The sequence below is a fragment of the Leeuwenhoekiella parthenopeia genome, from assembly GCF_020782115.1.
GTDB lineage: Bacteria > Bacteroidota > Bacteroidia > Flavobacteriales > Flavobacteriaceae > Leeuwenhoekiella > Leeuwenhoekiella parthenopeia.
Genome location: NZ_JAJGMW010000010.1, coordinates 38,625 through 52,147, shown reverse-complemented (window position 1 = coordinate 52,147; position 13,523 = coordinate 38,625). Strand labels below are relative to the sequence as shown.

The following is a 13,523-nucleotide window of genomic DNA, read 5'->3' as shown; positions in this document are numbered from 1 at the left end:
CCAAAAGCTTATAGTTGCTGGTTTTTAATACCAGGCTGTGTGATCAATTTCTGGACGAAAAAGCTAGGCTAAAAATTAAGGTCTATGATTTACCGGATCAGGTGGTTGATACCCGAAGGATTACCGGTGAAGATTTTGTACAGGACACAAATAGCCTGATTCTTACTCAATATGCGATGTTGAGTTTTACGTATAGGCTTAAGAGTTTTGTAGGAGCTAGTCAAAATAGAGGCAGGGGCGGTTACCGAAGATAGTTCATATTCAACACTTTTAGATTTGTTAATTATTTCTTAAAATATTAAACTAATTTTATAGTTTTAGAAATAATGATGTTATTCGCATATCAATCAATCAATCAAAAAACAAAATGAACATCCGTTTTCTCCTTAGCCTGATTTTGGGCCTGCTCTCCTTTTTTTCGTATTCACAGGATTTTACAATCACCGGCCGCCTGGTAGATCAGGAGCAAAAGACTCCACTTGAAGCAGCAACAGTTGTTCTCGAAACGCTTAAAGATTCCACAATGATTACCTATACGATTACAGATCGTAAAGGGGAATTTAAATTAAATAGTAAGGTAAACCTTAATCAGGCCAATTTGTTTGTAACCTTTGTAGGTTACCAATCTTACGAGCAAAGAATAGACCTGAGTAAAAATCGCACGCAAAACCTGGGTGATATAGCTTTAGAATTTCAGGTAGAGTCCCTGGGCGATGTCGTGGTCAAGGGCCGTGCAGCACCGGTTGTCATCAAGCAGGATACGCTTGAGTTTAATGCCGCCTCGTTTAAAACCAATCCGGATGCCACCTTAGAAGATTTACTTAAAGAATTACCCGGCGCAGAGGTTGATGCTGACGGTAATATACGTATCAACGGGAAGCCGGTAAGTAATATTCTCGTAAACGGAAAACCCTTTTTTGGTGATGATCCTACTATTGCCACCCGAAATCTTACCAAAGAACTGATCAATAAAATTCAGGTAGTAGATACCAAAACAGAGTCTGAAGAATTTACCGGTGAAGCCGGGGATAGTGAGAACAAAACGATTAACATCACTATAGACGAGGATAAAAACAAGGGTATGTTTGGTCGGGTTGCTGCCGGTGGGGGTACCGATGATCGTTTTGAATATGCAGGTATTGGCAACTACTTTGATAATGATTTGCGATTTAGTCTGTTAGGAAGTGGTAATAACATCAATTCGCCCGGTTTTAGTTTTGGTGAAATCGAAAAAATGTTTGGTAACGCCAGTTATATCTCAATCAGCGATAATGGAGGATTTAATGTAGGCGGAAGAAGTTTTGGCATGGGAGATGGTATTGTGAACTCTCGCAACGCCGGGATGAATTTCGCCAATGATTTTGGTGAAAAAATTGAAACTTCAGCAGACTATTTTTATTCGGGAGCAAATAGCTTTGAGGAAACCGAAAGGGTTCGGGAAAATATTCTACCTCAAAATCGCTTCCTCTCTACTAGCAATTCCCGTAGGGATGCTGAAACCGACAACCATACCGCTAACCTAAGATTCCAAACTAAAATTGATTCGACATTAATGGTTGAAATTTTACCCTCTTTTGAGTATTCGGAAGGATTAAATCAAAGTTCGGGAAGTTCATTAACGCGTAATGCAAGTGGCGATCTGGTTAATGAAAGCAGTTACGATAACAGCAATGACCGGCAGAGCCGCAATTTTGGTAACCGGCTTACGGCTACCAAACGTTACGGAAACAAAGGTGGTTTTATCCGCTTAAATGGAAACCTGCAATTAGATGAAACACAAAGCGCAGATTTTACCGATTCGGAAACTGAAGTTTACGGGGACGAACCTAATACAATTCTGCGGAACCAGTTTACGGATGGCGATAACAATAATAATAGTATAACGACAAACCTAACCTGGCGTATTCCGCTAATCGCGAAAAAACTTTTTATAGAGTCTGAATATGAGTTTGTAAATCAAAACCGAACCAATACGCAGTTGGTTTATGATTTTGATGGAAATACACAATCTTACGATCAGCTCGTTGAAATCCAAAGTACCGATTTTGAAAGTACCAACCGCAGTCATAAACCTCAACTTGGGCTTACCTATAATTCAAAAAAAATACGAGCCAGTGTAAGGGCCGCATATGTAAACCGAAAGTTAACCGGTGAAGATTTGCTGACAGATATTAACGAAAACCGGGTGCGCGATATCGATTTTGAGAATGATTTTGACGCTCTAGAAGCATCAAGCTATATCAATTTTAATATTTCTCAAAAGTTTAGCTTTTGGACTTCCTATAATTTAAGAAATGACGCTCCGGATGTACGACAACTTTCGCCCTATCTGGATGTTTCAGATCCCATAAATACGCTTCAGGGAAATCCAAACCTGAGCCCTACAAACAGTCATCGAGTAGGACTTGGTGCTAATAATTACGACTGGGAAAAAAGAACCGGATTCTATGTTTATGCGGGTGTTACAATGACTAACGATCAGATTGTAAACCGTACAACAGTTGATGATAATTTTGTGCGTGAAACTACTTTTGTGAATGTTGATGGAGTTTACGATGCTTACGCCAATATGAGTTATAATAAAGATTTTAAATTAGATAGTCTTAAAACTTTAAAAGTTGAAACACGTGTTTACGGTAGGATCGATCGTTTTGTCAACTTCTTTAATGAAGATCAATACGCCAGTATTACGAAAAGAATTGGACCTAGCCTGGGTTTGCGTTTTACCTGGACTGATTGGTTTGAGTTGCGGCCCGAGTATAGTATCGAGTTCAACAGAACAAATTTTAACCGGGATTTCTTCGATGGGCAGCGCTTTACGCAGCATAATGCAAGGTTGCGTACCACGACTTTTTTTCCGGAATGGCTGACCTGGGAAAATGACATACGTTACATCTATAACCCTAATGTGGGAGCCGGTTTCCAGGGCAATGCCGTCTTCTGGAACTCATCTTTGGCTTATTCCTTCATCAACGATAAGGCGCTCATAACCTTTAAGGTTTATGACCTGCTTGATCAAAACACCAATGCCAGGCGTAACGCCACCCAATCGTATATAGAAGATGTGCAGAGCACCGTATTACAGCAGTATTTTATGTTGAGCTTCAGCTATAAGTTTAATACCCTGGGTAAAAAAGGTGAGGTTAGTGAGAATGGCTGGTGGGACTAACCAATTCTAAAGTGGTCGTGTAAAGTGGCTTGCTTTCCATTTTTGATTTAAGCCACGCATAAAAACTCATTGCAAACAGGTCTTCGCGTTCAAATCCAAGCCATTTGAATGCCTGGTCAACACGGGATTCAAAGTGGGGTGTTGAGGCTTGTTTTGGATTTTCGTAATACGCTGATGCCAGTTTGAGAAATTGTTGCAGCTGCTCTTCCTGAGATGAATTGATTTTGTCACTAAACCTCCTTTTAATACTTGTTATCTTGCCTGAAATGAGATCCAGCTTATCCAGTTCAATCAACAGTAAGAGCCCTATGAGCTCCTTTTTAATTACCCAAAGTAAACCATTTTTTTGCTCGTAGTACTTATCGCTTTTTCGAAAACCTTTAAAGAGATCATAGGCTTCACGGATCTGATCTTGCTGAAAGCGAAACGTCACTAAAAGCAGTTTTAAGTTTTCTGAATCTTCAGCGTATAGCTCTGCGATACGAATAGCCTCTTTATAATTTCCCGAATAATTAAAAGCAAGTGCTCTGAGTGTTTCGATTTTGTGATTGAATAGCTCGCGATACTTCTCAGGGAGTGCGTTGTCAAGTTCATCGAGAATTTCGATGCAGGATCTGAAATCTTTGTTTCGCAAATTGACATCAGCGAGTAGATATCGTATCTGAAAATAATAGTACAGGTGCTTATTCGGGTTGCTTTTTTCCAATACAAACGCGTATGCTTCTTCAATGGTGTTGGCAATGCTGTAATAAGCTCCGGATAGCGCTGCAGCATCGGTAAGCAGCTCCATAAATTGATACACGGATTTGTAGGTGAAATGTTGGGATAGCTTTAATTCAAACTGATCTAAAGTTTCGTGAAGAAGCTCGATCGGATTTTTAGGATTAGATTTTAAGTTCAATTTTAAAGAAGCATAAGCCTGTTGAAGATGAAGTTCGTTTTGAACGTTTTTCATATTAACCGTGCTCACCTGTAAAACACGTTTTAGGAATTGATCATTCTTGAGGTGCGCGTATTGCAATTGCGTCTGGTAAATCTCCAGTAGCGCCGAGTAGAAATCAAAACTCTGGGCTATGGTTTCTGCCTTTGCCAAAGTTTTCCGCGCTAATTTATCCTGTTGTTTTTCGAATAGTAGTCTGCCGGCTAAAATCAATTTTAAAACGCGCATTTCATCACTGGCTTCTGTAGCAAAGCTTTTTGAAGCCAAAAAATCAATCAGTGTATCCTGTAAACGTTTGCTCAACGCATGATAGGCATTGCGACTTTTGGTGCCATAAAGTTTGTGTTGAATGTGGTCTGTTTTGTCTTGACACAATTGATCAAATAAAATCAGGTTTTTTACATCTCCCCGGCGATTGCGATTCTCAATAAATGCTCTTGCCTCCTTTTGTTCTGTTGCAGAAAAGCTTTGAACTAAAGAGAATACTGCCTTCATAAATCGTAAGTTTTAGTAAAGATAAGTTACTATTTTAATAGTTATTGATGGCATAAGTACAAGAATTAAATCGTAAGTTTTTTGAGAATTTGGTTTTTAAAATGTCTGTGGTGTTACCAATCTTTGTTTCAACAAAACAATCAAATTATGGAAACGAATTTTGAAAAATCAAAAAGCGAAACAACTGATTTTAAGACCAAAAGAAAAGAAGATTATCAATTTAAACCCACTGCCGCTTTTGTTTCAGCTGCCTGGACTGCGTTGCTGATTGGGATGGTTTCTTTTTGTGTCGGATTATGGAATGCCGATATGTGGCTAAGTGAAAAGGGCTATTACTTTACTCTTTTGCTTTTCGGCCTATTCTCGGTGGTTTCTGTGCAAAAGAGCGTGCGTGATCGCCAGGAAGGCATCGAGGTAACTGATATGTATTACGGAATCAGCTGGTTTACAACCCTGGCATCTATTTTACTACTCATAATAGGGTTGTGGAATGCCGATATGCTTTTAAGCGAAAAGGGTTTTTACGGAATGTCATTTCTTCTCAGTTTATTTGCAGCAGTAACCGTACAAAAGAATACGAGAGATCTCAAGTGGATCGAAAAAAATGAAAAATAGGCTTATTGGTATCAAATAGAAAAACAGGAGTTGCTGAAACTCCTGTTTTTAATTTTTATTATCCTCCAAAGCTTTTAAATACCCCAATAAATTAAGCAGGTGCTCTTCGGAGTGTATACGCATCAAGGTGTTGAAGTACCAAAGCGCATCGTCAAGACTGGTATTTTGCAATCTCCAGGCTACTTCGCTGAGGTCAATAATGAGGTCAGAAAGATCGTCTATCGCGTCGCCTGTGAGAATTTCGGGAGTTTTATAAAATTCAAAGATCTCATCTATTTGATGATACTCCATCAACTCCGGGAAATTTACTTTGACATGCGCGTAAACGAGTCCGTAATCCAGACGTTCAATCTCTTCGTACAAACGTTCGTCAAAAGAAGGTTCCAGATTCACATAGAGGGCATATAAATCTACCAATGCTTTTTTTAAGGCCAGCGGCTTATCTGGGTCTACAATGGTTTCGGTGCCGTATTGTGTAATGCGTTGAATGAGATTGAGAAAAGCTTCCAAAAGAGTTTATTAGGTTATTCGATTATTGAGTTATTGGTTTCTTTTGCTTCGCTAAAGCTTTGAGAAATATATTCAGCTACCGCTTAGAGAATTCTGAATTAAAAAACATCCCTCCATACCTCCCTTCAAAGGGAGGTTTTTCATTCTAATCATATTAAAAGCCCCCTTTCTTCGAAGAGGTTTCCTGAGTGATGCGACTAGAGGAGCATTGTATCGAAGGAAATGGATGTAATCTCCAAATTGGTTAGCAATAACAATAACAATAACAATAACAATAACAATAACAATAACAATAACAATAATTGTTGTTTTACCAACCCCCGGAAGCCCCACCGCCACCAAAGCCACCACCGCCGAAGCCGCCACCAAAGCCACCGCCTCCGCCAAATCCTCCACCGGAAGATCCGCCTCCAAAGCCACCGCCGCCCAGGCCGCCACGGCCCATACTGCTCAGGATGATGACGTCAAGCAGACTGCCTGCGCCGCCGCCTCTTCCGCCATTGCGGCCACCTCCACGCGAGCGGCTCAGGATAAAGATGATCACAATAAAAATGATAAGAACCGGCAGAATATTAAAGCCTTTGGAGTCGCTTTGACGCGTTCCCTGATATTCGCCTTGCAGCATTTGAAACAGCGCGTCTGCACCCTGATCGAGCCCCGCGTAATAGTCTCCTTTTTTAAACTGCGGAATCATAATGCGGTTGATGACCTGCTCGGCCATGCGGTCTGTGATGATGGTTTCAATCCCATAACCGGTATTGATATCTACCTTGCGGTCTTGCGTAGCCAGAGTGATGAGAATACCGTTGTCTTTGTCTTTCTGACCAATTCCCCATTTCTGGCCCCATTTGGCTCCCAGAAAACTGATGTCTTCGCCTTTGGTGCTGGGTATAATCACCACCACGATTTGGGTGGAAGTCGTGTCGCTGTATTTGACCAGTTTGTTTTCCAGAGCAGCTTTTTGCCCCGTGCTCAATAAACCGGCATAATCATAAACGCTGGTTTGTTTTTCAGGAACGGGAGGAATATCGTATTGCGCAAAACTTTTCGCCGTTAGGCAAAAAAGAAATGCCACGAGCAAAAAGTTACGGAATTGATATCGTTGAGTTATATAGGTCAAGAGGTTGATATTTCGTCTGAAAGTTCGTTGACATCATCAGCATCCCACGGAAAAAACTTCGCGAGCTGCTCCCCGGCAGAATTGATTCCCTTTACCAGACCGTCTTTGAACTTTCGGTTTTTAAATTCGGTTTGCATAAGGTCTTTGGTGCTTTGCCAGAAGTTTTCGGGAACCACTTTGTTAATGCCGCGATCTCCACAAATGGCGAACTTTTTAGCGTCGACGGCCACGTAAATGAGTACGCCGTTTTCAGCCTTGGTGTTATCCATCTTCAGAAAGTGAAACAATTCCTTTGCACGTTCAAAGGCGTCTATCTCACACTTGCGTTCGAGGTGCACCCGTATCTCTCCGGAAGTTTTCAGCTCTGCCTGGCGAATGGCTTCTACAACTTCCCCTTCTTCTTTGGCGTTTAGAAAATCTTCTACGACAGATGCCATTAGGCTGCATCGTTATTGAAGTCGAAGTTGACTTCAGGTGCATTTTCGGCGCCGTCATTGGCTTCAAAATAACCCATTTCTTCAAAGTTGCCTATGAAGTTGTTGACGATGTTATTTGGGAAGGTTTTGATGTGCTTGTTGTAAGGTCTAATCGCCTCGTTGTAGCGGTTACGTTCTACATTGATGCGGTTTTCGGTACGCTCCAGCTCGTTGATGAGTTCTTTAAAATTCTCATTAGCCTTAAGATCGGGATAACGCTCTACGGTAACCAAAAGTCTGGATAAAGCCGAACTCACCCCACTTTGAGCCTGTTGAAACTGCGCCAGCTGCTCGGGTGTGATGTTGGCCGGGTCGATATTAACACCGGTTGCTTTAGAACGGGCTTCTATTACGTCAGTCAGTGTTTTTTGCTCAAACTCGGCGTAGCCTTTTGCGGTATTTACAATATTTGGGATGAGGTCTGCGCGGCGCTGGTAGGCACTTTCTACATTACCCCATTGCGCGGTGGCATCTTCTTTTAACGTGATCGCAGTATTGTAAAAACCTTTAAAGAATGAATATCCTATAAAGACTAAAATAACCACAACTATAATTGCAATAATTCCTTTTTTCATGATTTTGATTGATTAGAGTTGATCTTTTAAATCCTGCAGTTGGGCCTTTATGGCTTCCAGCTTGCGGATGAGATCAAATTTATTGAGTGTTTGGTGTTTGTTTTCCTTTAAATGCGTTTTGGCGCCTTCCAGCGTAAAGCCCCGCTCCTTGACCAAATGGTAAATAAGCTCGAGATTTTTAATGTCTTCGGGCGTGAACTTACGATTGCCTTTCGCGTTTTTTTTGGGCTTTAATACATCAAATTCTTTTTCCCAAAAGCGCACCAGCGAGGTGTTGACGCCAAAGGCATCAGCAACTTCGCCTATGCTGTAGTATAATTTTTCGGGCAGGTCAACGTGCATTAATCCAGCGATTGGTTTTCGAGTTGTGCTTTCTGTAAAATTACGTCAAACTCTTCAGGCGATAGGTTTCCGTAGTAGAAATTTATCGGATTGATGCGCTCGCCATCCTTAAAGATTTCATAATGCAAATGCGGTGCTTCAGAACGCCCGGTACTGCCTACAAAACCTATGAGATCACCGCGTTTCACCTTTTGTCCCGGTCTCACATTGTACTTGTACAGGTGGGCATACAGGCTTACATAGCCATAGCCATGATCTACACGGATGTGATTACCATAACCTGTGGCATTATTATCGGCGCGTTCAACTACACCATCACCTGTCGCATAAACCGGAGTTCCTCGAGGCGCGGTAAAATCCATCCCATAGTGAAACTTACGTTCCTTGGTAAACGGGTCTGAACGATACCCATAACCCGAAGCGATGCGCGTAAGATTTTCATTAGATACCGGTTGAATGGCAGGGATTGCAGCCAGTAATTTCTCTTTTTCTTCGGCCAAAACTGCGATTTCATCAAGCGATTTGCTTTGTACAACGAGTTGTTTGGTCAAAATGTCCAGACGCTTATTCGTTTCAATAATCATTTTAGAGTTATCAAAACCTTCAAGGTCTTTGTAGCGGTTAACCCCTCCAAAACCGGCCTTGCGTTGCTCATCAGGAATGGGATTGGCCTCAAAATAAAGCCGGTAAATGGTATTGTCGCGTTCTTCGATTTCGCTCAGAACGGTCTGCACCTGATCCAGTTTTTTATTGAGAACCCCGTATTGCATTTTCATATTTTGCAATTCGCGTGCGAGTGCTTTTTCGCGGGGCGTTTCCAGATCGGGAATATTGAGATAAATGATTAGTAAAATAAAACCTGCAAGAAACGAGGCAACAATAGATAAAGCTACATAACCCAGTTTACGACCCTTGCGCTTCTCTATCTTTTTATAGGAAAGCGTCTCTTTGTCGTAATAATATTTAACCTTAGACATTGTTTAAATTATTCTATTTTTGCGTTAATGAAAACCCGCGAATCGTGGGTGAATCTTGAGTAAAACCTCAGGATTTAACGTAAGATTTTTAATGCTGAAACCAGTTTAAAATCCTCAAAAATCCCTCCTGAATCAGAAGGGTAACGAACAAATATAAAAAATAGTTTGCCGGTAAACTCATTTTGGCAAAAACCAGTCTAAAATTTACTCATGAAATCCCAGGAAATTCGCGATACTTTTCTTTCATTTTTTAAGTCCAAAAACCATTCCATCGTCGCTTCAGCACCTATGGTGATCAAAAACGATCCTACGCTGATGTTTACAAACGCCGGGATGAATCAGTTTAAAGAATACTTTTTGGGGAATGGAGTGCCCAAAGATACCCGGGTGACCGATACGCAAAAATGTCTTCGCGTTAGCGGAAAGCATAACGATCTGGAAGAAGTGGGTAAAGATACCTACCATCACACGATGTTTGAGATGCTGGGTAACTGGAGTTTTGGCGATTACTTTAAGCAGGAAGCCATAGATTGGGCCTGGGAGTTGCTTACCGAAGTGTTCAAAATGGATAAAAACAACTTGTATGTGACCATTTTTGAAGGGGATAGCAGTGAAAATCTGGAGCGCGATACCGAGGCGTATGACATTTGGAGCAAGCACGTGCCTGCAGACCGTATCTTAAACGGAAACAAAAAAGACAACTTCTGGGAAATGGGCGATCAGGGACCCTGCGGACCCTGTTCTGAAATTCACGTCGATTTGCGTTCTGAAGAAGAAAAGGCAAAAACACCGGGAGCCCAACTCGTAAATGCAGACCATCCTCAGGTGGTTGAAATCTGGAACCTGGTTTTCATTCAGTACAACCGAAAAGCAAACGGTTCGCTTGAAAATCTACCCGCAAAACATATTGATACCGGGATGGGCTTTGAGCGTCTCTGTATGGCGCTACAAGGCAAAAAATCAAATTACGATACCGATGTGTTTACACCGCTTATCCGCGAGATTGAAACCATCACCAATTCTAAATACGGAAATAAAGAAGAAACCGATATCGCGATTCGGGTGATTGCAGATCACGTGCGCGCGGTTGCTTTCTCCATCGCAGACGGACAGTTGCCCAGCAACACCGGTGCCGGGTATGTGATACGCCGTATTTTACGACGCGCGGTACGTTACGGTTTTACCTTTCTGGATACCAAAGAACCGTTCATTTACAAGTTGGTTGGCGTATTGACTGATGAGATGGGCAAAGCGTTCCCTGAGCTTAAAAAACAACAAAACCTCATTTATAACGTAATCAAGGAGGAGGAGCACAGTTTCCTGCGAACTTTGGATCAGGGCTTGATTTTGCTCGATTCGATCATTGCAGAGACACAAGGTAAAGAGGTTTCGGGTACCAAAGCTTTTGAGCTGTACGACACCTATGGTTTTCCTATAGATTTGACCGCTTTGATTTTGGGCGAAAAGGGGTACAGCCTCGACGAAAAAGGATTTCAATCCGAATTGCAAAAACAAAAAGACCGTTCACGTGCTGCCGGAAAAATTGAAGCCGGGGACTGGACGGTACTTGAGGATGATGCCGAAGAAGAATTTGTAGGTTATGACACGCTCGAAACGCCTGTGCGCATTACCCGCTACCGAAAAATAAATACCAAAAAAGAAGGCGACCAGTATCAACTCGTTTTTAATCTGACTCCGTTTTACGCAGAAGGTGGCGGTCAGGTGGGCGATAAAGGCTATCTCGAAGCGCCCAATGGCGATGTGATCTACATCACCGATACCAAAAAGGAAAACAACCTGATTATTCATTTGGCTAAAAACCTTCCGAAAAATTTAGAAGAGACCTTTACCGCGGTGGTAGATGCCAGGCAACGCAATCGTACGCAGGCAAACCATACCGCGACACACTTGTTGCATCAGGCCCTACGCGCTGTTTTAGGAACGCACGTAGAGCAAAAAGGTTCTATGGTGCACAGCGGTTATTTGCGCTTTGACTTTTCGCACTTCTCAAAAGTAACTATTGAAGAATTGAAAGAAGTAGAGCAGTTTGTAAACGCCCGTATTCAGGAGCAGTTGCCACTTGAAGAGCAACGCGGTATTCCTTACGATCAGGCGATTGCGGAAGGTGCGATTGCGCTATTTGGTGAAAAATACGGGGATGCGGTGCGTACCATACGTTTTGGCAAGTCTATGGAATTGTGTGGGGGTACCCACGCAGACAATACCGGTGACATCTGGTATTTTAAAATCAAATCAGAGGGAGCGGTTGCTTCGGGAATTCGTCGTATTGAAGCGATTACCGGCGACGCGGTGATGCAGTATTTTGAAGAACAGGACGAAACGCTTGAATCTGTACGCTGCCTGCTTAACAACACCAAAGAACCTGCAAAAGCCATTGAAAATCTGCAGGAAGAAAACAACGAACTCAAAAAGCAGCTCGAGTCTTTACTGGCTGAGAAAGCCAAGAATGTAAAAGGCGAACTCAAAGCAGATCTGGAAGAAATAAACGGAATTCAGTTTCTCGCCCGTGAGGTGGATCTGGATGCAAACGGCATCAAAGATTTGTCTTTCCAGTTGGGTGGTGAAGTAGAAAATCTCTTTTTGGTGCTGGCTTCGCGTCAGGGCGATAAGGCTTTGTTAAGTTGTTATATTGATAAAGATTTAGCTAAAGCGAAAGACTTAAACGCGGGTACTATTGTACGCGAACTGGGTAAATACATTCAGGGAGGTGGTGGCGGCCAGCCGTTTTTCGCTACTGCCGGAGGTAAAAATCCCGATGGGATTGTAGCTGCTTTGGGAGCGGTGAAGGAGTACCTGGGGTGATAGTTTGATGTTAATGGTTATTAGTTAATTGGTTTTTTGTTAGAAGTAAAAAGTGGGCAGTCTCAGTAGACAGTTAGGAAATACGAAATACAAAATCAGAAATTATAAATAACCCGATGTTGTCAGGTCGAGCGTGTCACACTGAGCTTGTCGAAGTGCAGTCGAGACCCATCCGCTCCCGCGCGATTGTATCACGCGTTGATAGTTTGATGTTAATAGTTATTAGTTAATTGGGTTTTGATTACAAGCAAAAAGTTGGCAGTCTCAGTAAGCAGTTGGCAAATACGAAATACAAAATCAGAAATTAGAAATAGCCCAGTTGTCAGGTCGAGCGTGTCACACTGAGCTTGTCGAAGTGCAGTCGAGACCCATACGCTCCTGCGCGATTATATCGCGCATTGTTTTTTGTCAGTTCAACAATAAATAAGAAATCATAAATACTGGACGCTTTTCAAATAACCCAATAATCAATAACTCTTAACCAAACAGCACCCAATTCCAATAATAGCAATACCAATAAAAATAAGTGCAACTCCAAACCAAAATCCCGCTACAGCCCACTGCCAATCCTATTGATTACGATTCGCAGATTATGCTGGTGGGCAGTTGTTTTGTAGAGAATATTGGGGCGAAATTTGAGTATTATAAGTTTAGGAATACCATAAATCCGTTTGGGATTTTGTTTCACCCGGAAGCTATTGCCCGGTTTTTTGAGCAGGTGGCTGAGCGCAGGGAATTTAAAGAAAGCGATTTTGAAGAAATAAACGGAAATTTTGTCTCGTTTGATGCGCATTCGAAACTTAGTGCAACTTCTGCAAAAGCTGCGACAGAGCAGCTCAATACAGCCCTGGCTGATGCCTATGACCAACTCCAAAAAGCCACTCATATCTTTATCACGCTGGGCACGGCCTGGGGATATCGCCATAAAACTCAAAATAAGATCGTAGCCAATTGCCATAAAATCCCACAGCGGGAGTTTAAGAAAGAACTGGCTTCGGTAGCTGAGGTTGAGGCGGCTTTGCAGCGCACGTTGACAGCTATAGCAAAACGTAATTCCAATGCTTCGGTAACCTTTACCGTTTCTCCTGTGCGCCATATTAAGGATGGTTTTGTCGAAAACCAGCGCAGTAAGGCACATCTTATTGCCGCGGTACATTCGGTAGTACAGCGGAGTGATCCTGCTTTTTACTTTCCAGCCTATGAAATTGTTATGGACGAGCTGCGGGATTACCGCTTTTACGACCGCGACCTCATACATCCTAACGCCCTTGCGGTTGATTACATCTGGGAAGCTTTTGAGTCGGTTTACCTTTCGCCGCAGGCTCAAGCTTTAAAAAAACAGGTTGAAGAAATTCAGCGTGGTTTAGAGCATCGGGCATTTAACCCAAATTCAGATCAGCATCAGCAATTCCTTAAAAAACTGCAGCAAAAAATAGCACAGCTGCAGCGGGAAATTCCTCATATTCAATTCTAAATACGGC

Annotated in this window: 12 protein-coding genes; 5 read left to right on the top strand and 7 right to left on the bottom strand. The window is 42.2% G+C overall.

All coding sequences use genetic code 11. The features are described 5' to 3' along the window. Positions 1–14 precede the first annotated feature (14 nt). Positions 15–254, top strand: coding sequence for a hypothetical protein (locus tag LLW17_RS09190; RefSeq protein ID WP_228229960.1), 240 nt, complete (start codon positions 15–17; stop codon positions 252–254). 113 nt (positions 255–367) lie between these two features. Next, positions 368–3,169 (top strand): outer membrane beta-barrel protein, encoded by a 2,802-nt coding sequence (locus LLW17_RS09185; RefSeq protein WP_228229959.1) that lies wholly within the window; start codon positions 368–370, stop codon positions 3,167–3,169. Here LLW17_RS09185 and LLW17_RS09180 read toward each other — a convergent pair. Next, positions 3,144–4,604 (bottom strand): hypothetical protein, encoded by a 1,461-nt coding sequence (locus tag LLW17_RS09180; RefSeq protein WP_228229958.1) that lies wholly within the window; start codon positions 4,602–4,604, stop codon positions 3,144–3,146. The two genes, LLW17_RS09185 and LLW17_RS09180, sit on opposite strands and share 26 nt — an antisense overlap. Positions 4,605–4,751: 147 nt before the next feature. Here LLW17_RS09180 and yiaA point away from each other — a divergent pair, with 147 nt between their 5' ends. Then, positions 4,752–5,219: an inner membrane protein YiaA gene (gene yiaA, locus LLW17_RS09175; RefSeq protein ID WP_228229957.1), complete on the top strand. Its 468-nt coding sequence runs from the start codon at positions 4,752–4,754 to the stop codon at positions 5,217–5,219. Positions 5,220–5,267: 48 nt separating this feature from the next. On the opposite strand, the gene LLW17_RS09170 is transcribed toward yiaA, so the two are convergent. The 6 genes from LLW17_RS09170 to LLW17_RS09145 form a co-directional block, all read right to left on the bottom strand. Then, positions 5,268–5,729 (bottom strand): DUF5063 domain-containing protein, encoded by a 462-nt coding sequence (locus LLW17_RS09170; protein WP_228229956.1) that lies wholly within the window; start codon positions 5,727–5,729, stop codon positions 5,268–5,270. Positions 5,730–6,039: 310 nt separating this feature from the next. Then, positions 6,040–6,810: a TPM domain-containing protein gene (locus LLW17_RS09165; RefSeq protein ID WP_228230030.1), complete on the bottom strand. Its 771-nt coding sequence runs from the start codon at positions 6,808–6,810 to the stop codon at positions 6,040–6,042. Positions 6,811–6,845: 35 nt separating this feature from the next. Continuing rightward, positions 6,846–7,286, bottom strand: coding sequence for a TPM domain-containing protein (locus tag LLW17_RS09160; RefSeq protein ID WP_228229955.1), 441 nt, complete (start codon positions 7,284–7,286; stop codon positions 6,846–6,848). Continuing rightward, positions 7,286–7,900 (bottom strand): LemA family protein, encoded by a 615-nt coding sequence (locus LLW17_RS09155; protein ID WP_228229954.1) that lies wholly within the window; start codon positions 7,898–7,900, stop codon positions 7,286–7,288. Before LLW17_RS09155 ends, LLW17_RS09160 begins: the two co-directional genes overlap by 1 nt. A gap of 12 nt (positions 7,901–7,912) precedes the next feature. Further along, on the bottom strand, positions 7,913–8,242 hold the full coding sequence (locus tag LLW17_RS09150; RefSeq protein WP_099647197.1) for a MerR family transcriptional regulator: 330 nt from the start codon (positions 8,240–8,242) through the stop codon (positions 7,913–7,915). After that, positions 8,242–9,219 (bottom strand): M23 family metallopeptidase, encoded by a 978-nt coding sequence (locus LLW17_RS09145; RefSeq protein WP_228229953.1) that lies wholly within the window; start codon positions 9,217–9,219, stop codon positions 8,242–8,244. Before LLW17_RS09145 ends, LLW17_RS09150 begins: the two co-directional genes overlap by 1 nt. A gap of 210 nt (positions 9,220–9,429) precedes the next feature. Between LLW17_RS09145 and alaS the strand changes: the two genes are divergently transcribed. Both alaS and LLW17_RS09135 read left to right on the top strand, forming a co-directional pair. Further along, a complete protein-coding gene (gene alaS / locus LLW17_RS09140) occupies positions 9,430–12,042 on the top strand; it encodes an alanine--tRNA ligase (protein WP_228229952.1) in 2,613 nt (870 codons plus the stop codon). Between the two features lie 526 nt (positions 12,043–12,568). Beyond that, positions 12,569–13,516 carry a GSCFA domain-containing protein gene (locus LLW17_RS09135; protein ID WP_228229951.1) on the top strand — a complete coding sequence of 316 codons (948 nt, stop codon included), beginning with the start codon at positions 12,569–12,571 and terminating at the stop codon, positions 13,514–13,516. Positions 13,517–13,523: the final 7 nt, after the last annotated feature.

Coding starts and splice junctions, on each gene's coding strand:
- LLW17_RS09180 (WP_228229958.1), bottom strand. CDS start 4,604: ATGAAGGCAGTATTCTCTTTAGTTCAAAGCTTTTCTGCAACAGAACAA.
- yiaA (WP_228229957.1), top strand. CDS start 4,752: ATGGAAACGAATTTTGAAAAATCAAAAAGCGAAACAACTGATTTTAAG.
- LLW17_RS09160 (WP_228229955.1), bottom strand. CDS start 7,286: ATGGCATCTGTCGTAGAAGATTTTCTAAACGCCAAAGAAGAAGGGGAA.
- LLW17_RS09145 (WP_228229953.1), bottom strand. CDS start 9,219: ATGTCTAAGGTTAAATATTATTACGACAAAGAGACGCTTTCCTATAAA.
- alaS (WP_228229952.1), top strand. CDS start 9,430: ATGAAATCCCAGGAAATTCGCGATACTTTTCTTTCATTTTTTAAGTCC.
- LLW17_RS09150 (WP_099647197.1), bottom strand. CDS start 8,242: ATGCACGTTGACCTGCCCGAAAAATTATACTACAGCATAGGCGAAGTT.
- LLW17_RS09155 (WP_228229954.1), bottom strand. CDS start 7,900: ATGAAAAAAGGAATTATTGCAATTATAGTTGTGGTTATTTTAGTCTTT.
- LLW17_RS09185 (WP_228229959.1), top strand. CDS start 368: ATGAACATCCGTTTTCTCCTTAGCCTGATTTTGGGCCTGCTCTCCTTT.